Annotated in this window: 16 protein-coding genes and 1 tRNA gene; 9 read left to right on the top strand and 8 right to left on the bottom strand. The window is 58.4% G+C overall.

Annotation, left to right across the window (positions count from 1 at the left end; translation table 11 throughout):
- Positions 1-34: 34 nt before the first annotated feature.
- The 3 genes from trxB to bshB1 all read left to right on the top strand — a co-directional run bounded on the left by trxB (position 35) and on the right by bshB1 (position 3,041).
- Positions 35-994, top strand: a complete 960-nt coding sequence (trxB, locus tag ORG26_RS22445; RefSeq protein WP_266365857.1) for a thioredoxin-disulfide reductase — start codon at positions 35-37, stop codon at positions 992-994.
- A gap of 158 nt (positions 995-1,152) precedes the next feature.
- The gene (locus ORG26_RS22440; RefSeq protein ID WP_266365855.1) at positions 1,153-2,214 is read left to right on the top strand and encodes a peptidoglycan DD-metalloendopeptidase family protein; all 1,062 of its coding nucleotides are present in this window, start codon (positions 1,153-1,155) and stop codon (positions 2,212-2,214) included.
- 107 nt (positions 2,215-2,321) lie between these two features.
- Positions 2,322-3,041, top strand: coding sequence for a bacillithiol biosynthesis deacetylase BshB1 (bshB1, locus tag ORG26_RS22435; protein ID WP_266365853.1), 720 nt, complete (start codon positions 2,322-2,324; stop codon positions 3,039-3,041).
- 105 nt (positions 3,042-3,146) lie between these two features.
- Here the strand turns inward: bshB1 and pdxH are convergent, their stop codons facing one another.
- Entirely contained in the window at positions 3,147-3,791 is a 645-nt protein-coding gene (gene pdxH / locus ORG26_RS22430) for a pyridoxamine 5'-phosphate oxidase (protein ID WP_266365851.1), read from the bottom strand.
- A 90-nt stretch (positions 3,792-3,881) separates the two neighbouring features.
- On the opposite strand from pdxH, the gene ORG26_RS22425 reads away from it, so the two are divergent.
- Together ORG26_RS22425 and ORG26_RS22420 are read left to right on the top strand one after the other, a co-directional pair.
- The gene (locus tag ORG26_RS22425; RefSeq protein WP_266365849.1) at positions 3,882-5,750 is read left to right on the top strand and encodes a DUF349 domain-containing protein; all 1,869 of its coding nucleotides are present in this window, start codon (positions 3,882-3,884) and stop codon (positions 5,748-5,750) included.
- Positions 5,751-5,890: 140 nt separating this feature from the next.
- Positions 5,891-5,966: transfer RNA gene (locus ORG26_RS22420), tRNA-Thr, on the top strand.
- 81 nt (positions 5,967-6,047) lie between these two features.
- Here ORG26_RS22420 and ORG26_RS22415 read toward each other — a convergent pair.
- The 4 genes from ORG26_RS22415 to ORG26_RS22400 form a co-directional block, all read right to left on the bottom strand.
- On the bottom strand, positions 6,048-6,842 hold the full coding sequence (locus tag ORG26_RS22415) for an SDR family NAD(P)-dependent oxidoreductase (RefSeq protein ID WP_266365847.1): 795 nt from the start codon (positions 6,840-6,842) through the stop codon (positions 6,048-6,050).
- A 21-nt stretch (positions 6,843-6,863) separates the two neighbouring features.
- A complete protein-coding gene (locus ORG26_RS22410) occupies positions 6,864-7,265 on the bottom strand; it encodes a DoxX family membrane protein (RefSeq protein WP_266365846.1) in 402 nt (133 codons plus the stop codon).
- Positions 7,266-7,418: 153 nt separating this feature from the next.
- Positions 7,419-8,993 (bottom strand): sodium:solute symporter family protein, encoded by a 1,575-nt coding sequence (locus ORG26_RS22405; protein WP_266365844.1) that lies wholly within the window; start codon positions 8,991-8,993, stop codon positions 7,419-7,421.
- 39 nt (positions 8,994-9,032) lie between these two features.
- Entirely contained in the window at positions 9,033-9,965 is a 933-nt protein-coding gene (locus ORG26_RS22400; protein WP_266365842.1) for a dihydrodipicolinate synthase family protein, read from the bottom strand.
- A 181-nt stretch (positions 9,966-10,146) separates the two neighbouring features.
- Here ORG26_RS22400 and ORG26_RS22395 point away from each other — a divergent pair, with 181 nt between their 5' ends.
- From ORG26_RS22395 to pafA, 3 genes are read left to right on the top strand one after another with little or no spacing between them, the layout of a single operon-like run.
- Positions 10,147-12,285, top strand: a complete 2,139-nt coding sequence (locus tag ORG26_RS22395) for a hypothetical protein (RefSeq protein ID WP_266365840.1) — start codon at positions 10,147-10,149, stop codon at positions 12,283-12,285.
- Positions 12,286-12,323: 38 nt separating this feature from the next.
- The gene (locus ORG26_RS22390) at positions 12,324-13,706 is read left to right on the top strand and encodes a purple acid phosphatase family protein (RefSeq protein WP_266365838.1); all 1,383 of its coding nucleotides are present in this window, start codon (positions 12,324-12,326) and stop codon (positions 13,704-13,706) included.
- A gap of 11 nt (positions 13,707-13,717) precedes the next feature.
- Positions 13,718-15,373 carry an alkaline phosphatase PafA gene (gene pafA, locus ORG26_RS22385; RefSeq protein WP_323134317.1) on the top strand — a complete coding sequence of 552 codons (1,656 nt, stop codon included), beginning with the start codon at positions 13,718-13,720 and terminating at the stop codon, positions 15,371-15,373.
- Between the two features lie 104 nt (positions 15,374-15,477).
- Here pafA and ORG26_RS22380 read toward each other — a convergent pair whose 3' ends face one another.
- The 3 genes from ORG26_RS22380 to ORG26_RS22370 form a co-directional block, all read right to left on the bottom strand.
- Positions 15,478-17,718, bottom strand: coding sequence for a ligand-binding sensor domain-containing protein (locus tag ORG26_RS22380; RefSeq protein WP_266365836.1), 2,241 nt, complete (start codon positions 17,716-17,718; stop codon positions 15,478-15,480).
- A 27-nt stretch (positions 17,719-17,745) separates the two neighbouring features.
- On the bottom strand, positions 17,746-18,885 hold the full coding sequence (locus ORG26_RS22375) for a sialidase family protein (RefSeq protein ID WP_407704836.1): 1,140 nt from the start codon (positions 18,883-18,885) through the stop codon (positions 17,746-17,748).
- 88 nt (positions 18,886-18,973) lie between these two features.
- Positions 18,974-21,217: a ligand-binding sensor domain-containing protein gene (locus ORG26_RS22370; protein WP_266365832.1), complete on the bottom strand. Its 2,244-nt coding sequence runs from the start codon at positions 21,215-21,217 to the stop codon at positions 18,974-18,976.
- Positions 21,218-21,692: 475 nt separating this feature from the next.
- Between ORG26_RS22370 and ORG26_RS22365 the strand changes: the two genes are divergently transcribed.
- Positions 21,693-22,259 carry an RNA polymerase sigma factor gene (locus tag ORG26_RS22365; protein WP_266365830.1) on the top strand — a complete coding sequence of 189 codons (567 nt, stop codon included), beginning with the start codon at positions 21,693-21,695 and terminating at the stop codon, positions 22,257-22,259.
- Positions 22,260-22,269 lie beyond the last annotated feature (10 nt).

The raw sequence follows: 22,269 nt of genomic DNA, 5'->3' as shown, positions 1-22,269 counted from the left end.
CAAACGATTCGTACAGGAAACAGATTTTGACACAATGACCACCGAAAACGTCAATTGCCTAATCATAGGGTCCGGCCCGGCCGGTTATACTGCCGCTATTTATGCATCCCGCGCGGGCATGAAACCCGTTCTTTATCAGGGAGCCCAGCCGGGCGGCCAGCTTACCATCACGACGGAAGTCGATAATTTCCCCGGTTATCCCGAGGGTGTTCAGGGTCCACAGATGATGATGGATTTTGAGGCTCAGGCCCGGCGTTTCGGCACGGACATCCGCTACGGCGTGGTCACGGCGGTCGACTTCTCGGGGTATCCTCACAAAGCGATCGTGGACGATCAGCACGAAATCACGGCCAACGTCGTCATCATTTCGACCGGCGCTTCGGCCAAATGGCTGGGTCTGCCGTCGGAAATGCGGTTGAACGGGCACGGCGTTTCGGCCTGCGCCGTTTGTGACGGCTTTTTCTTCCGGGGTCAGGATGTAGCCATCGTCGGAGCCGGAGATACGGCTGCCGAAGAAGCCAGCTACCTCGCCAACCTCTGCCGCAAGGTTTACATGATCGTCCGCCGCGACGAGATGCGCGCCTCCAAATTCATGCAGAACCGGGTCAAATCGCTGCCCAACGTCGAAATTCTGTGGAACACGGAAACGCAGGAGGTGCTGGGTGACAATGAAGTCGTGGGCGCCCGCGTTAAAAATGCGGTGACCGGCGAGGAGCGCATTCTCGACGTCAAAGGCTTTTTCGTGGCGATTGGACACAAGCCGAATACCGACCTGTTCAAGTCATATCTGGACATGGACGAGAGCGGCTACCTCCTTACGGAAAAAGGAAGCACCCGCACCAACATCCCCGGCGTCTTCGCCTGCGGCGACGTGCAGGACACCATCTACCGCCAGGCCGTGACGGCCGCTGGTACGGGCTGTATGGCGGCCCTCGACGCCGAACGTTTTCTGGCCATGAAAGAAATGGAACTGCACGAAGTGCAGACAGCATAAGCAGTACTTAATCGAGTAACCACCACCTGGTGTGAATTTTGAATGTTGATTTTTGAATGTTGAATGGTTCCGCCACTCTCCGTACTTGAATTGAGGCAGCGCTATATTCAACATTCATAATTCAACATTCAAAATTCATCAGGTCAAACCTAAAAAGGATGAGAAAACTGGCAGTCTGGTGGCTGTTGGCCAGCTTTGTATGTTGTGGAACCGTAACCACTGTACAGGCACAGGAACGCGGAAAGTTTAAAAACAACGTTCGCATCAAGCCCAAATCGAATCCAAATTCACCGTCGGCTGAACCGGCCCCAAAACCGGAAGAGGAGTTTGAACAGGAAACGTCCAGTCTCCGCTTCAACAGCCAGTTCGAACCGAAGAAGGAAGTGAATCCGGTGGTGGCTGAAGATACGACCGAGATCGACGAAGGCGAAGTGAGCGTAGTGGAGATCGTCGATTCGGTGCAGGTCGGCGACGACTGGGTCAAAATTGCCGATTACTACGCGGTCTGGGACTCCCGCTCGGTAGACCCCTACGGCATCGACCCGCTTGATTTTGACGAGGTTATCGATATTAAACTTTACGACGAGACCCAGAACCATTTCTGGTCCATGCCGCTGACAAAAAACGAAATCACCTCCATATTCGGGCCGCGCTGGGGCCGTTGGCACAAAGGCGTGGATTTGGATCTGGAAACCGGCGACCCGGTATACGCTACCTTTGACGGCATTGTTCGCGTGGTGGGCTGGGACGGCAACGGCTTCGGCCGGTTTGTGCTCGTACGCCACTACAACGGCCTCGAAACCGTGTACGGGCACCTGTCAAAAGCGCTCGTCGAAACCGGCCAACTGATCAAATCAGGCGACCAGATTGGGTTGGGCGGTAACACAGGACGCAGTACCGGCTCGCACCTCCACTATGAAACCCGGTACGAAGGCAACCCCTTCAGTCCCATGCATCTCTACGATTTCCCGCAGAACAGGCTTATTTCCGACCACTTCATCCTGACTTCAAATGTTTGGGATTACCTTCGTGGCCGCGGAGGCGACCTGACGGGTTTCAAGCCGAAAGTGAAGCGGACGGTTCTCCATAAAGTCCGTTCCGGCGAAACGCTGACCAGCATTGCCCGTCGCTACGGCATGACCGCCTCGACCCTGGCGAGGAAAAATCACCTCAGCACCCGCAGCCGCATCCGGCCGGGCCAGAAGCTGAGGGTACACTAAAACGACTGATTGGTAAGTCGAGCGATTGACGGGCAGGTGAGGCAGAACCCGCCGCGGCGGCAGACCGCCAATCCCGCCCGCCATCCATCGACTTATTCTTTTGCACTATGAAACTGGATATACTTGTCATTGCTGTCCACCCTGATGACGCCGAACTGGGCTGCGCCGGAACCATTCTTTCGCATGTCGCCCGGGGAAAAAAAGTAGGAATTATCGATTTAACGCGCGGCGAACTGGGTACTCGGGGAACACCGGAAATCCGCCTGCAGGAGGCCGAAGCCGCCGCCCGGGTGCTGGGTCTGTCGGCCCGGGAGAACCTGGGATTCCGGGATGCCTTTTTCCGGAATGACGAAGAGCACCAGATGGCCCTGATTGCGGCCATCCGCCGGTATCAGCCCGACATGGTGCTGGCCAACGCTCTCTTCGACCGCCACCCCGACCACGGCCGGGCGTCCGACCTGATTCGGGAGGCCTGTTTCTATTCCGGACTGCGGCAGATCAAAACCCAGGATACAGACGGCAGCGAGCAGGAAGCCTGGCGTCCGAAGCAGGTTTTCCACTTCATCCAGGACCGCTACATCAAACCCGATTTTGTGGTGGACGTGACGGACTTCTGGGAGCAGAAGCAGGAAAGCATCCGGGCGTACCGCAGCCAATTCTTCGACCCCAGCAGCCACGAGCCGCAGAGCTACATCTCCAGCGAGGATTTCTGGAAATTTCTGGAAGCCCGCTCCCGCGAATTCGGCCACATGATCGGCGTCACCCACGGCGAAGGCTACACCAGCGACCGAACGCTGGGCGTGCAGACGCTGGAAGCGTTCCTGTAGGGAATGATTAAATGTTGAATGATTGATAGGTTGATTAGGCTTCGCCTTAAATAAGAGTTGCGGAGCTAATCAACCTATCAATCATTCAATATTCAATCATTCCACCTACGGCGAAAGCCGCTCTATCCGCCAGTCGTCCCCTCCCGCCAGGCGGTACACGATGCGGTCGTGCAGGCGGCTGGGGCGACCCTGCCAGAATTCTACATAGTCCGGGTTGACCAGATAACCGCCCCAGTGCGGCGGGCGCGGCACCGTCTGGCCGTCGAACTGATTCTCCAGTTCCTGCTGGCGCCGGGCGAGCACCTCCCGGTTTTCGATGGTGCTGCTTTGCTGCGAAATCCAGGCGCCCAGCTGGCTTCCGCGCGGACGGCTCTGGAAATAGGCGTCCGATTCGTCCGGGCTTACCCTGGTAATTTTTCCTTCAATCCGCACCTGCCGTTCCAGTTCCGGCCAGAAGAACGTCAGGGCTGCCACCGGGTGGGCCGCCAGCTCAGTCCCTTTGCGGCTCAGGTAATTGGTATAGAAGCTGAACCCCCGCTGGTCGACGCCTTTGACCAGCACAATCCGGCCCGACGGGCGGCCATCCTCCCCGACCGTACTCAAATGCATGGCGTTGGGTTCGGCAACTCCGGCCTGCAAAGCTTCGTCAAACCAGCGCTGAAATTGGCGGAACGGATCGGCTAAAACATCTTTTACATCTAACCCGTTAAGGGTATACTCTTTTCGTATATCGGCTAATGAAAGGGACATGGGCCGTAAAATCGGTTGGTAAACGAATCTCCTGACGGAAATCCGCGATATTTATATAGTTTTGCAAAGGTAAACGATTACAACCATCGTATGGCGAGCGAAGAACAAGAAATCACCGAGCGTGATGACCTGACACAGGAACCTGCAGCACCCGTTGAACTGGAAATGGAAGAAGTGGTGGAGGCTTCTGAACCCACGGATTACTCCCAGTACACGAAGCAGGATTTTGTGGAACTGCTGGACAAACAATTGGCGTCTCTGAAATCAGAATCGGCCACCGCCCCGGATTACCGGCGGGCTGACGAGGTTCTCAAAGAAGTGCGTCCGCTGTTCGATCAGATCAAATCCTCGGAGCGGAACGCTGCCCTTCAGAAGTACATTGAAGACACCGGCGAAGAAGAAGGATTTGAATACAAGGCGAGTGAAGACATTCTGCGTTTCGACAGTCTTTACAAGCAGATCAAAGATACCAAAAATCAGTATTTCCAGCAGTTGGAAAAGGCCAAGGATAACAACTTTGCCGCCAAGACCGAACTGCTCCGCCGCCTGCGTGAACTGGTTGAAGCTGACGAGAATAACGCCGGTGACCCCAAGACAAGCTGGACGGAATTCAAGGCCATTCAGGACGAATGGAAGGCCGCCGGTAACGTGCCGTCCCCGCATAACGCGACGCTCTGGGCTACCTACCACGCCCTGGTGGACCGTTATTACAGCAACCGGAACATCTATTTCGAACTGAAGGAACTGGATCGTAAAAAGAACCAGACCCTGAAGACCGAACTGTGCGAGCGCGTGGAAACCCTCGTGGCCTCGACGGAAGGCAAGCCGGTAACCAAAGGTCTTATCGATGAAGCCAACGCGCTTTTCGAAGAATACAAGCACGTCGGACCGGCACCCAAAGCCGAGCAGGAAGTCCTGTGGCAGCGTTTCAAGAAGTCGCTGGACACCCTTTACGATCGCCGCCGGGAGCAGAACGAGGAGATGAAGAAAGAAGGCGCCCAGTTGTACGAACAGAAATCAAAACTGTACGAAGAACTGGTGCCGTTTACGTCGTTCAGCTCCAGCAGCATCAACGACTGGAACGACAAAACCCGCGAGGTAATGGCCCTGCAGGAGCGCTGGAATGCCCTGAAAGGACCGATGCCCCGCGAGGAAGGCAAAGAGCTCAGCAAAAAGTTCTGGGCGGCCCTGAAAACGTTCTTCCACCACAAAGGCGAATTCTTCAAGCAACTGGAGGCCAAGCGCGAACAGAACCTTCGCCTGAAAACCGAACTCTGCGAGCAGGTGGAAGCCATCCTGGAAAGCGGCGAGGAAGGCCAGGACGTTACGCAGCGGGTTATTGAGCTGCAACGGCAATGGAAAACCGTCGGTCAGGTTCCGGAGAAATTCAAGGATTCCATTTTTGAACGCTTCAAAGCCGCCTGTGACGCTTTCTTCAACAAGAAGCGGGCGAAGAATCAGGAAGTAGAGAAAGAGTTTGAGGAAAATCTGGCGCGCAAAACGGCCCTGATCGAACGCATCGAAGCGGCCGCCACGGGCGACAATCCGGACCTTTCGCAACTGAACGTCTTCAAGCAGGAATGGTCGTCGATTGGCTTTGTGCCGAAGAAGGACATGCAGTCGATTCAGAAGCGCTATATCAACGCCATTAACGCCCTCGTCGGGGCCAGCGGCAAGCTGTCGCCGAAGGAGAAAGAGCGTCTGACGATGGAGAACGAAGCCGAAATGATTCGGGAGTCGGGCCCGCCGCGGGACGCCCAGAAGAAAGAAGGCGATATCCGCCGGAAGATGACGGCGCTGGAAAACGACATTGCCGTTTACCGCAACAACATCGAGTTCTTCGCCCGGTCGAAAGGAGCCGACAAGCTGCGCGCCGAAATCGACCGTAAGATTGAAGCCGCCGAGAAGCAGCTTGGCGATCTGAAGCGCCAGTTGAAAGCCCTGCGCGAAGCGAGATAACAGTTCGGCGGGTTAGGGGAAAATGCCTTCTCTAACCCACTGAAAAGCAGCAAAAACGCGGTTTTTTGCATATTTTTCTAACAAAACGCTTGGTGCGAAAGACAAAAAAGCCTACTTTTGCATCACGTTTTCACGGAAACGCCTCCATAGCTCAGCTGGTAGAGCAACTGACTTGTAATCAGTAGGTCGTTGGTTCGATCCCGACTGGGGGCTCCAGGAAATCAATAAGTTAGCCTCGCCCGAAACGGCGAGGCTTCTTTTTTGCTCAAAAAACAGCTGAAAACCACCTGCCGCGTTCTATAAAATCGAGCGGACCAGCCCTCCTTCTGCACGGATGGCCGCCCCGTTGGTCGCCGAAGCCAGCGGACTTACCAGATAGGCAACCGTATGGGCAATTTCCTCCGGGCTGGCAAACCGCTGAATCAGGGAACTCGGCCGGAAATTCTGGAAGAAAATCTTCTCCATTTCCTCAACCTCTACCTGCTCCTGTCGGGCCAGACTTTCGATGAAATCCCCCACGCCCCGGCTTTTGGTCGGGCCGGGCAGCACGGCGTTGACCGTCACGGCGGTGCCTTTCGTCAGCTCAGCCAGTCCCCGGCTGATGGCCAGTTGCGCCGTTTTGGTCATTCCGTAATGGATCATCTCATCGGGAATAAAAATGGCTGACTCGCTGGAGATAAAAATGATCCGACCCCAGTTCCGGGAAAGCATTTTCGGCAGCAGGTGCCTCGACAAACGCACGCCGCTCATGACATTGACTTCAAAGAAACGGAACCAGTCCTCGTCCGGGATTTCCGAAAACGGTTTGGGCTCGAAAATGCCCACGTTGTTGACCAGAATATCCACCTCCGGCAGCGCTTCCATCAGGCGGGCTACGTCTTCTGCCCGGCCAAAGTCCGCGGCAATACCAGAAACCCAGGCCGCCGGATTGGCCGCTCTGAGACCTTCCACCGCCTGCTCGACGGCTTCCGGCGTACGGCCATTGAGGATTACGGTCGCGCCTTCCCGCAGCAGCACTTCGACGATGGCCAGCCCAATTCCGGCCGTCGAGCCACTGACAAAGGCGGTCTTGTCCTTTAATTGTAAATCCATAATGAGAATGATGGTTACGTTTCAATGGTCCCGGCGCCCTCTTGCGTTGTCCAAAGCAAAGGAGTTGCTGGGGAGGAAATGCAGGAGGACCGCGAAAAAGGCCACATGAATCATCTGGGATGGAAGCGCGTCCCACTGCTCGATCAGGCAACTGCCCAGAACAAGCGTCAGCATGATGGCCCCGCCCAGATACAGCCCCAGCCGCGTAAAAAGTCCCAACAGGAGCAACACCCCGCAAAGCAGTTCGGCAAATGGCAACGCGTAGCTAAAGGGCGTTACCAGCACCTCCGGCAGCATCGACTTCTCGAAGTTCTTCACCATCCCGGCGCTGAACTTGTCCAGCTTGGGCAGCCGGACCAAACCGTGACCAAACATGCTGAGGGCCACCGTAAGGCGCAGCAACAAATAACTCGCTCTGTTCATGGGTTGGTTTCTTTTGTCCCCAGACCTTTAACCACCCCCAGAGCGGTTTTGCCGCAGGTATTTACTGCCCGGTCCACCAGGGCCGAAAAATAGAAACCGGAAAGGGGCTTCCGGCGGGGGACACGGGACCATGAGCCGCTCCGCAAACCGGCATCAGGCGACCGTTTCGACCGGCGCCGGTTTCGGACGACGGAGACGGGTCAGCAAAACACCGATCAGAAAAATTGTCAGCGTGCCCACGACCATAATCATGTTCTGGTGCAGCGGGTTGCGCAGAAAGGCGTACTCCTCGGGCAATTGCGCCGAAAAAGTCATCCAGACGATGACCAGAATGCCGATCAGGGTGGCCGTCAGGGCTTCGGCATTCCGGGTGGTTCGGGAAATGATGCCGAGTAAAAACAGCCCCAGCATGCCTCCGGCAAAAATGCCCGACAGCAGCCACCAGACATCCAGCACGCTTTTGACCCCGATCATGGCAATGCCGGTCAGCATCCCCAGCAGGCCGAAAAAGGTGGTGGCGAGGTACAGAAGCCGCAAGGCCTTTTTCTCCGAAAGCGCCGGATTGATGTACCGCTGGTAAATATCCAGCGAAAACACTGTCGCCGAGGCGTTCATGCCCGAACTGATGGTGCTCATCGCCGCCGACAGAATGGCCGCCACAATCAGCCCGACCAGACCCGCCGGAACCCGCGTCACCATGAAATGCGGCATGACCTTGTCGCCGACGTCGGCCGGTTGCAGGGTAGCGGCCAGTTGCCGGATGGCGGCCGGCGACCCGTTCGGCAGTCGCTCCGTGGCGACCTGCATCCGTACCGCGTCCATTAGGTCGGGATTGGTCTGGTAATAGGCGTACAGACAGGAGCCGATCACGAAAAACACCAGCGAAACAGGCACGTACAGGTACACGCAAAGCCAGACCGAACGGGCTGCCTCCCGCTTGGAGGTCGTGGTATGGTAGCGCTGCACGTAATTCTGGTCCATGCCGAAGTTGTTCAGATTCATGAAAAACCCGTACAGCAGAATGACCCAGAACGTGGCCTGGGTGAAGTCGGGCGCAAAACTGCCCAGACTGAATTTGTTGTCGGTCCGGCCGATGGCGACAATCCGGTCCACCCCGCCCGACATTCCGTCGACCACGAGCCAGAGAATGATGAACGCGCCGGCGGTCTTGATGACTCCCTGAACCACTTCGGTCCAGATGACGGCCTCCATGCCGCCCATGACGGTATACAGAATGATGCAGGTCCCCACGATCACCATGATGGTCGCCATCGGGTAGCCCGTCAGGGCCTGAAGGCTCAGCGCAATGCCAAAGAAGATCGACCCCATCCGGGCCAGTTGCGTCAGCAGAAAACAAACCACGGCGTAGGTTCGCGCCCACGGACCAAAGCGGTGTTCGAGGTGGGTGTAGGCCGACACTTCGCCCGTCTGGCGGTAGAACGGAATAAAAAACCGGGTAGCAACCCAGGCCGCCAGAGGCATCGACAGGCTGAAGACAAACGAGTTCCAGTTGCTGCCGAACGCCTTGCCCGGTACGCCCAGAAAGGTGTTGCTGCTCAGAAACGTGGCGTAGATCGACAGGCCGATGGCCCAGCCCGGAATCCGGCCCGAGGCCGTCGTAAACTGGTCTGCATTTTTGTTTTTCCGGGAAAACCAGGCGCCCACGGCGACCATGGCCACCAGGTACAGGATAATGACGAAGAGATCAAGAATAGGCAGCGTTCTCATACAAACAGGTTTGACGGCTCGGCAGGGCGGGCAACGTCGCTACAGAATCAGGGGAATGGAATACAGATCGGCCACCGCCCGGAACGACTCCATCAGGGCGGACAGCCGGAGCTGGTCGGCATTGGGCAGGGCCTCGGCCGGAATACGGGTGTTGGTTTCGATTTTCAGCCCTCGCCGCTGCAGAAAAACCTTGGCCGCATAGGGGTAAAAATTGTGCGTCACCCGGTCCATCATCGTCAGCAGGGCGTGCAGGCGATTGAGAGACTCGGTACGGCCGTGGGTCCGGTATTCCCGGAGCAGAAAACTGTACGGCTCGGGATAAAAGTTGGCCGAAATCGGCGAAATACCCCGAAAGCCCGCCTCCAGCGAATCCAGCGCCGTGGTGGTATCGGCGTTGTAAAGCCCAAAGCGGCTGCCTTTGACGGCTTCCGCCTTCCGGACCATCGCGGGCGAGTTGCAGCTGGTGTCTTTGTGGTAAACGAACCGGCCCGTGGCGGCCATCCACTTCATCAGCGCCGGGCTGAGCAGGCGTTTGTAAGGCATCGGGCATTCGTAAACACCCAGCGGAATACCGTCCGTCTGTTCCAGAATCTGCTCCAGCCGTTCTTTCAGTATCTCCTCGCTTTCGTCCGGCTCGACCAGCATGCCGGTAATCAGAATGACGGCCTGCACTCCCGTATCGTACAGACGCTTGATGAACGCCACGTTGGCCGAGGTATCCCGGCTGAACGTGCCCGTCGCGACGACCGGGGCCGCCTCGCCGCAGACGTTGACCACGGTCCGGGTGATCAGCAGTCGTTCCGCCTCCGTCAGTTGGTACATTTCGCTGGACAGGCAGTTGGCAAAAAGGCCGCTGGACCCGGCTTCCAGATACATCGCCGTCAGCCTTTCCAGCCCCGGCAGGTCAACCTCATTGGTCGCGGTAAACGGCGTGAGCATGACGGGCCATAGTCCTTCCGGTAAAGTTTTCACAGGTGTCGTATTCGGTTAAATCGTGAACGGTTGCCTTTTATTACTCCTACTGCCTTTATTCAGGCTACTTAATTCTACAAATTATTCACTTTTGAAAGTAGCCTGAACGGCAAAAACTACCGTATTATGGGTAACTTCAGACGGAGTCTCTGCCGAATGATCCCCTTCGCTGAACGTCTGCATGATCACCGCCGGAACCCAGCCTTCCCAGACAGCCCTCCGTCAACCGTCGCCCGCCTGGCGAAAAAGTACCCTTCTGCTAGTGGGTCTGTCGCTTTCCATCGGCTGGGGCATTCGCGGCAATTTTGGCCATGAGTACGGGGCGGCGTTTGCCGGATGCCTGGCTGCCTTTACCGTCTGCCTCCTCTCGGGCCGACCCGACTGGCGGGAGCGCGTGTTCTATGTCGCCTTTCTGGGCGCCATCGGCTGGGGATTCGGCGGCTCCATTTCCTACATGCAGGTCATCTCCTTCACCGAAAGCGGCCATCTGCCCTCACAGTGGTTCGGCTATACGGGCCTGTTCCTCATCGGATTTCTGTGGGCCGCGCTGGGCGGCGCGGGTACGGCCCTGGCCGCCGTTGCCGACCGCCCGCAACTGGAGGCTCTTTTCCGGCCCCTCGTGTTCGTCTTTGCCGCCTGGGTGATTCAGGATTTCGTGGAAGACCGCATCGCCGGCGCCCTGCAGCACGGCCTTGGGTTCGACGCGACCTGGTCGCGGCACAAAAGCCCCCTGTACTGGTTCGATGCCGACTATCTGGCCGCTTTGTTTGCGCTGGCCGGAGTTTGTCTTTACGACCTGATGCAGCGAAAAGAAGCCAACACCCTCTGGCTGCCGGTTTTCGGGCTGGCCGGGGCTGTCGGCGGCTGGCTCCTGCAGCGGGGTCTGGACGCGGCGGGGCTGCTGAAACCCCTGACCACCGCCCTGACCTACCCGCTGGGCGACCCCTCCTACCTCGACCCGGCGACGGGCAAACCGGCCTTTGCGCCGGACAATTTCCTGAACAACTGGCCGCAGTGGTTCGGCGACTATCCCGAAGCGGTTGGGATCGTCCTCGGGCTGCTGGCGGGCTGTACGCTGTACTTCCTCCGGTTCGGAAAATTCCGCCACGGGGCCTCGCTGGTGGTGCATCTGGCGGTTGGCTGGTTTCTTTGTTTTCTGGCGTTTCCGGTGCTGGGCAGCCTTTTCTTTACCGAAATCGGCGGTCTGCGGATGACTCCTCCCCGCGGCGACGACTGGGCGGGCATACTGGGCGTATTCCTCGGTCTCCTGCGCTGGCTGCACAAAAACAACTACCGGGCGGTCATGCTGGCGGCGGTCGTGAGCGGCACCATTGGCGGGCTGGGCTTTTCGGGCATGCAGTGGGTCAAACAACTGGCGATGGCCCCCGGCAATCCGCGCATTCTCGTCGCCGATGGCCGAACGTCCGCGTTGGATCAGGAAATCATTAGCCGCTGGGCCAACTGGCAGCACCAGAACTGGCACAGCTTTCTGGAACAGACCTACGGCTTTGTCAACGGACTGGCGATTGCCGTGGCGCTGGGCCTGCTGGCTACCCGTCTGCCGCTGCACCCGACTTCCCCGTCCGCGAGCGAAGCCCCTCCGAAAGGGCGCTGGACGACCGCCTTTGCCGTTTTCTCTGTCCTGCTTGCCCTGCCGTACGTTAATCTGGTCAAAAATGTGAAGGAATGGAGCAGCCAGCTCGACCCCGCCGTCTGGAAGCGGATCGTTTCGGGAGCGACCGAACCTCTTCCGGCCCTGTGGGACATGCCTTTGGTGGGTCGTCTGCCGGGCGTCACCGGCCTCCACCTGACGCCGGAGGGCTGGTATACCCTGTCGTGGCTGCTGCTGGCCGGGGCGTTCGTCGCCGTGGTGCGCAGGCATTGGCGAGAGCCGCTGGCGTTTGTGCCCAAAACCGCGCTGGGCAAAGGGCAGCTGGCCCTGCTGATGCTGCTCTGGGTGATGGTGATCGGCAATTTTGAACGGGCGCTCGTAGGCTGGACGCCGGGCCGCCTGCTGACCGAATGGGTTATTTTTGCCAATGCCGTCCTGCTGACGGTTCTTCTCCTGGTTTATGCTTCAGAAAAAGATCCCACCCTTCCCATCAGTACAGAAACCGACTTTTCCGCTTTATACCGAAAAGCGTGGCTGAGGGCAGCGGGAGCGGTATTGCTGTCGGCCGTCCTGTTCCTGTTCACAAACCGCCTGATTTATCGCTATCCGGATTATGCGAAGCTGGATAAAAAAACGTATCATACGCGCTTTGGTCCGGAAGCAAGCTGGCGGGCCAAACCCAACCTAAAAAACGCCCCGCATAAATGAGTCCGCGGAGGCGTAAACAGACGAATACACCTACACACATGCCTTTTTCTGTTCGCTGGATTGCGTTGCTGTTCTGTTCGTTGCCGACCCTGGCGCAAACCCACAAACCGTACCCTCCTTCTCCGTACCCCGACCGCCTCACTCTGGGCTGGCAGGATAACCCGGCCACCTCGCAGTCCGTCAACTGGCGGACCGACTCCACCGTCACCAGGGCCGTTGGCGCCATCGCCGAAGCCGACCCCTCGCCCGAATTTGTGGGCAAAGCCACCGAAGTCCCGGCCAGCTCGGAAGCCGTCGTGATCGAGGGCAAACGGGTGCAGTATCATTCGGTGCATTTCAAAAATCTGAAACCGGCCACCCAGTACAGTTACCGGGTCGGCGACGGCACGCACTGGAGCGAATGGTTTCATTTCCGGACGGCGGAGGCTAAGCCCGCTCCGTTTTCGTTTTATTATTTCGGCGATGCCCAGAACGACATCCGTTCCCTGTGGTCGAGGGCCATCCGCGGGGCTTATTCGACACTGCCCAAAGCCCAGTTGATGATTCATGCCGGGGATTTGATTACGACCGCAAACGCCGACTGGCAATGGGGCGAATGGTTCGAGGCCGGGGGCTGGATCAACGGCATGGTGCCTACGCTGGCCTCGCCCGGTAACCATGAGTACTTTCAGGAACCGGGCGGCAAACGGCGGGTTTCGTACCACTGGCGGCCCTCGTTTGTGCTCCCGGAAAATGGCCCCGAACGGCTGAAGGAAACGGCCTACTACCTCGATTACCAGGGCGTTCGGTTCATCTCGCTCAATTCGCAGGCCGCCCTGCTCGATTCGACCATTCTGGACGAACAGGCGCGCTGGCTGACGGAGGTCCTGACCCAAAACCAGAACCGCTGGACCATCGTGGTGCACCATCACCCCATTTATTCGACCAAAAGCGGCCGGGACAACAACGAATGGCGCGCCCGGATGGAGCCGATTTACCGCAAACACGGCGTCGATCTGGTGCTGCAGGGCCACGACCATACCTACGGTCGGGGTCTGAACATGCCGCTGGGTAACAGCCGCAAACACCCCGACGGCCCGATTTACGTCGTGTCGGTGAGCGGCCCCAAAATGTACGACATCGGCCTGCAGGACTGGATGGACCGGGCGGGCTCGAACACGCAGCTTTACCAGATCATTTCGGTGGACGCCGGGACGCTGAGCTACCGCTCGTATATGGTCACCGGGCAGTTGTACGATTCGTTTGATTTACAGAAAAACGGCAAAGGCCGCAACACGCTCCTCGACCAGGCCCCGACCCTCTCGGCCGAACGCCTCGACCTGCCCACGGAGTACCGAAACCGGTACAAACCGGAGCAGATTGAAGAATATAACCGTCGATTCAAAGAATACAAAGCCCGCAAAAGGGCGGAGAAAAAGTAAAATTTCCAATCGTGAAAAAGTATTTCCTGCTTATTGCCGCGTCCCTCGTTAGCTGGACCGCGTTTTCCCAGTCGTCTCCGAAAAAAGCGGCCGCACCGGCGGCGCTGCCCCGCCCGAAGCTGGTGGTGGGCATCGTCGTCGACCAGATGCGCTACGATTATTTTTACCGGTATTACGACAAATACAGTCCCGGCGGCTTCAAACGGATGCTGAACGAGGGCTTCAACTGCCGCAACAACCATTATCCCTACGCCCTGACGGTCACGGCGGCGGGGCACGCGGCGGTGTATACCGGCTCCATCCCGTCCATCAACGGCATCGTCGGCAACGAGTGGTACGACCCCATTGTCCGGAAAAGCGTTTACTGCGTGGAAGACAGCACCGTGAAGACCGTCGGTAGTACCAACAACGCCGTGGGCAAAATGTCGCCCCGGAACCTACTGACGAGCACCGTGACGGACCAGCTTCAGATTGCGACCAATTTCCGCTCCAAAACGGTGGGCGTAGCCATCAAAGACCGGGGTTCCATCCTGCCGGCGGGCCATGCCGCGACGGGTGCCTACTGGTTCGATTCCAAAACCGGCAACTGGGTAACGAGCACGTTTTACATGCCCGACCTGCCGCAGTGGGCCAAAGACCAGAACGCCAAGCGGCTGCCTTCGGAATACGCCAAACGCGGCTGGCAGACGATGCTGCCGCCGGACCAGTACACCGAAAGCACCGCCGACGACCAGCCCTACGAAGCCAAGCTCCCCGGTGCCTCCAAACCCGTGCTGCCCTACGACGTAGCCGGACTCGCCGGTGATGCTTTCGGGGCCGTACTTTCGACGCCCTGGGGCAATACGCTCACCAAAGACATGGCCATTGCCGCCATCAAAGGGGAAAATATGGGCAAAGGGCCCGCCACGGATTTTCTGGCGGTCAGCTTCTCCACGCCCGACCGCATCGGCCACGCCTTCGGCCCCAACTCCGTCGAACAGGAAGACATCTACCTCCGCCTCGACCTTGAATTTGCCGACCTGCTCAACTTCCTCGACGGCTGGGTAGGCAAAGGCAATTACACGGTCTTCCTGACGGCCGACCACGGCGTGATGGACATTCCCGGTTTCTGGAAACAGCATAACCTGCCCGCCGGGCTCATCAACGAACGTCAGGTAGGCGCGGCCGTCAAAAAGGCGCTGAACGATGCGTTTGGGGCCGGGGATTATTTGCAGGCGAGCGAAAACTTCCAGATTTATCTGAATCACAAAGCCCTCCGGGAAAAGAAGGTAACCGTGGAAGCCGCCGCAGAGGCTATCCGGGAAGCGCTGCTGCCGATGGAAGGCATCGCCGACGTGATCAACCTCAGGACGCTCGGCAGTTCCAACCTGAATGATTACCTGCTTGGCCTGTTTAAAAACAACTACAACGCCAAACGGAGCGGCGATCTGCAAATTGTCACGCAGCCGGGCTGGTTCCCCGGCGGGGCTACCGGAACGACCCACGGGACGCCTTACAACTACGATACCCACGTGCCGTTCCTGCTTTACGGCTGGGGCGTCAACAAGGGCGAAACGCTCCGTCGGACGACCATTTCGGACATCGCCCCGACTCTTTCCGCGCTGCTGCACATTCTGCCGCCCAGCGGAAATGTCGGGAACGCGGTCGAGGAAGCGTTGAAAAAATGAGTTGTTTCTCGCAGATTTCCGCTGATTTTTCTCGCAGATTTTCGCAGAAACACGATCCATCTGCGAGAATCTGCGAAGTAAATCAGCGGAAATCTGCGAGAAAATTATTTCCGGCTAATCGCACTTTCCGTCACCGGGCCGCTGATGACGCCCAGATAGCGTCCCATCCAGTACGGCAGCAGCCAGATGTCCCCGGCGCTGTGTTCCGAAACGCCGTTGCCGCGCGTCCGGTCGAGGCTGAACATGTTGGCGTTGTGCCGCTGCACGGGCCGCTCGTCCGGAGGCAGCACTTCCTTCGTTGTCTGGTTCCGGAAGTTGGATGCCAGCATTTCGATGTCCTTGCGGTGGCTGTTCTGGATGTTCCAGTCGATGAGGTCCAGCGGGTGCTCCTGCAGATACCAGACGGCCTCGGGCAGGTCAAATTCCTTCGTACCGACCATGGCCGTAAAGATGTTCCAGGCACCCTCCTTTTCCGGCCGTTCGGCCTGCCAGTGGTCCAGAATCGCCTTTTTGTACTGCGCCTTGAGGGTTTCGTTGAAGGCGTAGCGGTAAAGACCCCAGTAGCCGACAAAGTACATTTCGTCGTCGGAGTGGTTCCAGCTTTCCGACAGGTTTTTGGCGTGGGGGTCGGCGCTGTCCGGTGCCCGGCCGATGACGCTCATGGGCCGCATCAGGTTTTCCAGGTAGCCGTGCTTGTCCATCAGTTCGAACGCCTTCTGCCTGTATTTTTCCTTTTTCGTGAAAAAATAAGCCGTCTGGAGCATGCCGATGATGTTCGACGAGTTCAGCTTGCGGTCGCCCACCGACACATCGAACCCGTTGACGTACTTCGGATTCCACTTGCCCCAGAGCGTCGGTTTGCCGTCGTAGTCGATCAGGTACAGATCGTTTCTGACGATATGGCTCATCAGCGTGTCGATGAGCGTAACGGCCTTTTTCTTCATCACCGGGTCCGGGATGAGTTCGGCGATGGCTCCGAAGGCGAAAATGTGTCCGATGGCTTCGTCGCTGCTCGTGGTCGCTTTCCAGTCCCATTCGGGGTCTTTGGCGTGCTGCCAGCGTTCGGGATCGGCCAGGGATTTGCCGAAACCGCTCCTTTCGAACGAACGCGCCGGAAAGCCGGGCACCGGGTTGATGGTGTACAGCCGCTCCATCGCGTCCAGCGACTCGCGGCAGTTTTGCAGGGCGTCGGGGTCTTTGGTCGCGGCGTAGCGGAACACTTCGCCTGCCAGGTACATGGAAGTCCAGAGGCCGTCGTTGTCCGAATCACTCATATAGCCGGTGGCAATATTTCCTTTTTCGAGGCCATCCAGCGACGCATTGAACCCGTTGCGAATGTGGCGGCTGCGCACCTGTTCCTCAAAAACCATCGCTTTGTCGTGCAGCGTCATGGATTTAAAGCAAATCTGGCCCAGCCCGCCTTTAGTCAGCACCAGCACCGACTGTTTCGGCCCTTTCTCGATCTGCACCACCTCGTTGCCGGGCAGCCAGCGTTCGCCGTTGTAATAATCGAATTTGCCGTCGGGCCGAAGCGCGAACGCCCCCGTCGGGGAGCCAAACCACAGTTTTCCGGCCACCTCCCGAACGGCCGTAATCCGGGGGTCGGGGAGCTTACGCCGGATGTCGCCGCTTTGTTTCCGAGTTGCCACGTCCACTTCCAGATAGCCGTCGCTTGTGCCAATGACCACTTTCCGGCCCTGATCCGTCAGGTCGAAGGCCGTAAAATTAGCCCCTTCGAATACCGTTGACAGCGTGTTGCCCGCCGGTTTGAACGAGTACAGCGCTTTTTTCCCCAGAATCCAGAACAGCTTACCCGCTTCGTGGTAACGCAGTTCGATCACCTCGTCGTCGGTCACCCTGCCTTTGAAAAGCGTCTGGGAATCCCGGACCAGATGCAGGCCGGAACCGTCGGAAATGAGGAACGCAAAACCGGGGCTTCCGGCCAGCATCCGGGCGCCGGGCAGTTCGTGTTTGCAGTAGAGGCTGCCCGCCCAGGCATTACTCAGAACGGCCTTGTCGTCCAAGTACACGATTTGCTGGTCGTGCAGCGCGATGGCGGCGATTTTTTTGTTTTTAAGCGTCCGGTACGAGTTATCTGTCAGCAGTTTACCGGGAAAGAGAAACTGCCCGTCGTACGGATGCATCAGCCCGTCCGAAGCCATGACTTTGACGGCGCCGTTCCGGTCGCAATAGACTTCCTGCAGGGTTGGTTTCTCGGCATAAAACTTCACGCTAAAGTCCTGCCAGAACGGTTTGTCCTGATACACGGGCTGTTGCGCCAGAAGACCGGAGCCGAACGTCAGGCACAGCAAAATCAGAAAGGGTATTGACTTGAGTGTACGCATACTTAAATCGGGTTGGAGAAGGATAGGTCATTGAATCAGGCGCTTGGGGTCTACCACCACGTATTTGATGGCTTTCCCGGTCGGGCCTTCGTGGGAAGAATAGGTCATGTGCAGCAGGCCGTCGGAGGTCTGGATCAGCGCGGGGTAGGAATAACTGCCCTTGCCCGGCGGCCCGTCTTCGAGGCGGGTTTTCCACTTCCAGGTACGGCCCTCGTCGTCCGACAGGTACAGACTCAGCCGGTAGCGTCCGTCCGAAACGTCGTTGCCCAGAAACGCCCATTTCCCGTCCTGCAGCACCAGCAGTTCGACGCTGGCCGTGTTGGGAATGTCGGTTTTCCGCGTGGCTTTCCAGCTTTCGCCCCGGTCGGCCGACTCGCTGACGTGCACCCGCGTCGGTTCGTCGCCGCTGTCGCGCATGAGGGCCAGCAGCGAGCCGTCTTTACGCTGCGCCAGCGCCGGCTGGATCGGTCCCCGGCCCACCACGGGCAGGCCCGGCCGCCACGTAGTCCCGTCGTCGTCCGAAAGGGCCATCATCGAAAAATTGAAGCCGTCGGAATACAGCGGCAGCACAATCCGGCCATTGCCGAGCAGCAACGGTTTGATGCGGGTCATCCAGCCGATGCTCCGTTTGGCCGCGTCCCGGCTGGCGCTCACGATCATCTCGTCGTATTTCGGCGCGTAACCGGCCCAGCCTATCGGATGGTCGGGCAGTTCCTTGAAGCGTTTTTCGACCTCCTCTGTGAAGCGGCTGTCGGGTTTGAGCAACATGTTGTCCTGCCAGTTCCAGACCGGGGGGCCGCTTTTCAGATAATCCGTTGCCGTCCGGACCCGGAGGATGGACTGCTCCCACAGATTGGCCTGAACGGCGATCCAGACGAGGAATAATTTGCCCTGGTGGTTCAGAAACAGCACGGGATTGCAGTCGGGCAGGCCGGGCGTGTCGGCCATCAGGAACGGTTCGCTCCAGGCCCTATCGCCCTTTTTCAGCCGGGCTCCCATGATGCGGACATCGTCGGCGGTGCGTTCGCCGCTGCCGTAAAACCAGGCCGCCAGCATATCGCCGTTGGGCAGACTCACCAGCGTGCTGCCGTGGACGTGTTTGTCCTGCTTCGGAAAAATCAGCGTTTGCCGCACGACGGGCTGCGCCCTGCCCGTTCCGGCCAGCATCGACAGCAGGCATATGGTACAAATGATCTGTCGCATTTTCTGTAAAGAATCACTCATAAGCGGAACACTCCGATATTTCCTGTAAAAGTCACTGAATCAGCTTCAGATACCGTCCCATCCAGTACGGCAGCAGCCAGAAAACGGGTTCCCGCTCCTTATGCGGGTCACCGCCCGCGGCCGTCCACGGATTTTTGTCCCACCGGATGGTCAGTCGGATGCTGGGCGGCGGCAGTTCGCTGACCTGCAGTTCGTCCAGAACCGGCTTGCGGACCAGCCGGATATCTTCCCGTTTGGTATGGTCGATGGGCCAGTCGATCAGGTCTAGCGGCGTATCCCGGAAGAACTCGGCGGAGTGGTTCAACTCCTCCGCTTTTCCCCGCGAATAAGCATACAGGAAATTGATCAGCGGATTGTGGTCGCCGCGGCGGCGTTCGAACCATTCGTCCATGTGCTTCTGGTAGAACGCAAGCCGCCGGGGGTCTTTCTCGCAGCCGAGCAGAATGGGGTAACAGTAAGCCGACAGCATGACGTCGAAATAGATGAACCAGGCTGGATTCTGCTCCGAAATTCGGGCCATGTTGTCGAGATACCCTTCTTTTTCAATGAGCCGGAGGTAATGCTGCTCGTAAGTAGCTTCGCCGGTGACGTGGTGGGCCAGTTTCATAAAAGCCAGTATTTCCATGGAATTCTGGTGCCGGTCGGGAGCCCATTCCGGATGGCGGTTGAGCTGCTCCGGCGACCAGACGGCCCAGCGTGTCGGCTTCCCGTCCACGTCCACCAGGTTGAAATCGTGCGCGATGAGGTGGTCCGCAATGCGTTTCACCTGCTGGCGAACCAGCCTTTTTTCGGCCTCGTCGGCCACAAGTTCGTAGTAAAAATAGTAGCCCATCATGTGGCCGCACAGTTCGTCGCTGCTGGTATCGCCTTTCCAGAGCCACTTTCCGTCCGCCAATTGGTGCCACCGGACCGTGACAGGTTTGAAGCGCGGCTCCTTCACCAGTTCGTCGGCCAGCTGGCGGTCGGTGTAGTGGCGGTTGCCGTCGTGTACGGTTGTCCAGCGGGCGGGAACGATGGTCCGGGCGAAGAACCCGTCGGTGCCGGTCACCTCCTGAAGAAGCTTCAGAAACCGGAACGCTCTGGCCGCTTTCTCGCGCGCATCCGGACGTTGGGTGACGGCGTAGCGGAAAGCTTCCATCGCCAGATAGTTGCCCGTATATTCCCCGTCGTTATCGTCGTCTTCGGGTTCCCACCGGGTCAGGTCGCCCGCCACGGGCAGTCGGCACTGGCCGGCGATCCACGGCTCCCGGATGTGGCGTTTCATCAGAACGTCGTAGAAAAAATCGGCCTTCTGCGCCAGCGTCATGGCCTGCCGCCGGATGGCGCTCACGCCTTTGTCGGTGGCAATCCAGGCGTTGCCGGCTTTGTCGAAGGCAATGTCCCGAACGTGGTCGTCGAGAAGCCAGCGGCGCGAAAACAGCAGGGACCGCCGACCGTCCGGGCGGTAACGCACCACCCCGGCTTCGGTGCCGACCCACATGGTGCTGTCGGGCGCGCGCTGGACGCAGGTGCCGAAAACGGTAGGCAGGCCCTGCTCGGGCGTGAGCGCCTGTTCGCGGGAAAGCCCGCCCAGGATGGAAACGCCGCCGAGTCCGCTGACCCAGAGTTTCTGGTGGCTGTCGAGCGCAAGCCCCCGGGCATAGGCGCTGAGCAGGTCCTTTTTCTCCTGTAGCTGCCGGACGCCCGCCGCTGTGCAGTGGTAAACGCCGACATCGCTGGCTACCCAGAGGCCGCCCTGCCCGTCCGAAACCGCATCCCGGACGGAGCGGGCAATGGCGTAATCTTTCTTCTGACACCCTTGATCGGTGACCAGCCAGACCCCGTTCGGCCCCAGGGCGTATACGCCTTCGGCGGCGGCGCAGAGAACCGAGATGGGCGCGGCCGGTCCGGGCACTTTCTCCAGCCGGGCGGCCCGGTAGCGGTAAAGCCCGTTCCAGGTTCCCAGCCAGACCGTCGATTGGGCGTCCGTTTCGACGGCGTAGGCCGGGCCTTTGTCCGCCGTCGGAACCTCGCTCCAGGAGGTCTGCCCGACCGGTTTCCGGAAAACGCCCCCGGCCGTTGCAATCCAGACGGCCGCCTGCCCATCGACGGCAATGCTGCGCACCTGGTTGTCGTCCGGGTTTTTTCCGACCGGCAGGGCCTCGTGCGTTTCCTGCCAGAACGCCCGGTCGGCGTAGGGAACCACCGGCGGCGCGGGCCGCTCCCCTCCCGCCGGGTCTGCCCGGAGGAACAGGAAAAAAGAAAGGCCGTAACTAAAGAGGAGTTGGCAGGTCATCGCGGAAACCGGTCTGGATGGTCACCTATGTATACGTCGTGTCGGCCCCGGAAGGCTATTCCCGGAGACTTTTCCGGGGCAACATTTTTGCCGCGGGCCCGTGTAGGCTTCCCGGTTCGTTAACAGAAAAATCATTCGCCGATAACATCCGGCGGCCGGATGTGAGTAAATTATTAAGGAACGACCGCGCTGCGCAAATTGAGGGTATAATTACGCAATTTGCGGCCTTCCGGTTCGGCAAATAATTGTACGTTAGCCATATAAGTCAACAAAAAGGCCTAGGGCATCTCCGGGAAAGTGGGGTTGACGACGCTCTTAGCTGTATTTCTTCCAACGCGTAACCACAACCATTCCAGTCGGGCGATCAGGAGCCATCGAAGAACTCTTTCGAATGAGCCTTCCGAACTGCTCTATTTAAAATGGTACAACGCTGATATTTTTTATCACTAAATACACCTATCCCACAATTCAAACCATGGCCTTTTTACTTGAACAAACTTTACAGGGAGTGATCCATGGCGATCAGGTGGCCTTTGCAGAACTGTACAACCACTACCGGACTCCGGCCCTGCGCTTCTGCACGTCGATCCTGAAGGACGAGGAAGAGGCCGAGAACATTCTTCACGAGGTTTTCATCAAAATCTGGGAACGAAGGGCGCAGATCAACCCGGAGCTTAATTTCAATTCGTACCTGTTTACCTGCCTGCGCAATCTGGCCTTCGACTACCTCCGAAAGATGGAAAAAAGCGAGTGGCTGAAGCAGCAGTACCTGGAACGGATGGAAGCGACCCGCGAGGAAGACTACGATGTGGCCGAAGCGCGGCTGGAGCACCTTCAGGCCGCCATCGGCTCCCTGTCCGAAAAACGGCGCCAGATTCTGCGGCTGACGGTGGAAAAGGAAATGTCCTACCAGGAAATCAGTGACCTGCTGCGTATCTCCAAAAACACCGTCAAGAACCAGCTGGTGAAAGCCCGGCAGTTTCTGCGGGAAAAGATGGAAGTGGCGACCCTGGCAGGGCTGGTCGTTGTCGGACTTTGGTAAGCTTTTAACC

It is taken from the genome of Tellurirhabdus rosea, from assembly GCF_026278345.1.
GTDB lineage: Bacteria > Bacteroidota > Bacteroidia > Cytophagales > Spirosomataceae > Tellurirhabdus > Tellurirhabdus rosea.
This window is presented reverse-complemented; position numbering and strand designations above follow the sequence as displayed.

Coding starts and splice junctions, on each gene's coding strand:
- ORG26_RS22405 (WP_266365844.1), bottom strand. CDS start 8,993: ATGAGAACGCTGCCTATTCTTGATCTCTTCGTCATTATCCTGTACCTG.
- ORG26_RS22375 (WP_407704836.1), bottom strand. CDS start 18,885: ATGCTGGCCGGAACGGGCAGGGCGCAGCCCGTCGTGCGGCAAACGCTG.
- pdxH (WP_266365851.1), bottom strand. CDS start 3,791: ATGTCCCTTTCATTAGCCGATATACGAAAAGAGTATACCCTTAACGGG.
- ORG26_RS22415 (WP_266365847.1), bottom strand. CDS start 6,842: ATGGATTTACAATTAAAGGACAAGACCGCCTTTGTCAGTGGCTCGACG.
- trxB (WP_266365857.1), top strand. CDS start 35: ATGACCACCGAAAACGTCAATTGCCTAATCATAGGGTCCGGCCCGGCC.
- ORG26_RS22440 (WP_266365855.1), top strand. CDS start 1,153: ATGAGAAAACTGGCAGTCTGGTGGCTGTTGGCCAGCTTTGTATGTTGT.
- ORG26_RS22395 (WP_266365840.1), top strand. CDS start 10,147: ATGATCACCGCCGGAACCCAGCCTTCCCAGACAGCCCTCCGTCAACCG.
- ORG26_RS22425 (WP_266365849.1), top strand. CDS start 3,882: ATGGCGAGCGAAGAACAAGAAATCACCGAGCGTGATGACCTGACACAG.
- ORG26_RS22365 (WP_266365830.1), top strand. CDS start 21,693: ATGGCCTTTTTACTTGAACAAACTTTACAGGGAGTGATCCATGGCGAT.
- bshB1 (WP_266365853.1), top strand. CDS start 2,322: ATGAAACTGGATATACTTGTCATTGCTGTCCACCCTGATGACGCCGAA.
- ORG26_RS22370 (WP_266365832.1), bottom strand. CDS start 21,217: ATGACCTGCCAACTCCTCTTTAGTTACGGCCTTTCTTTTTTCCTGTTC.
- ORG26_RS22390 (WP_266365838.1), top strand. CDS start 12,324: ATGCCTTTTTCTGTTCGCTGGATTGCGTTGCTGTTCTGTTCGTTGCCG.
- ORG26_RS22410 (WP_266365846.1), bottom strand. CDS start 7,265: ATGAACAGAGCGAGTTATTTGTTGCTGCGCCTTACGGTGGCCCTCAGC.
- ORG26_RS22380 (WP_266365836.1), bottom strand. CDS start 17,718: ATGCGTACACTCAAGTCAATACCCTTTCTGATTTTGCTGTGCCTGACG.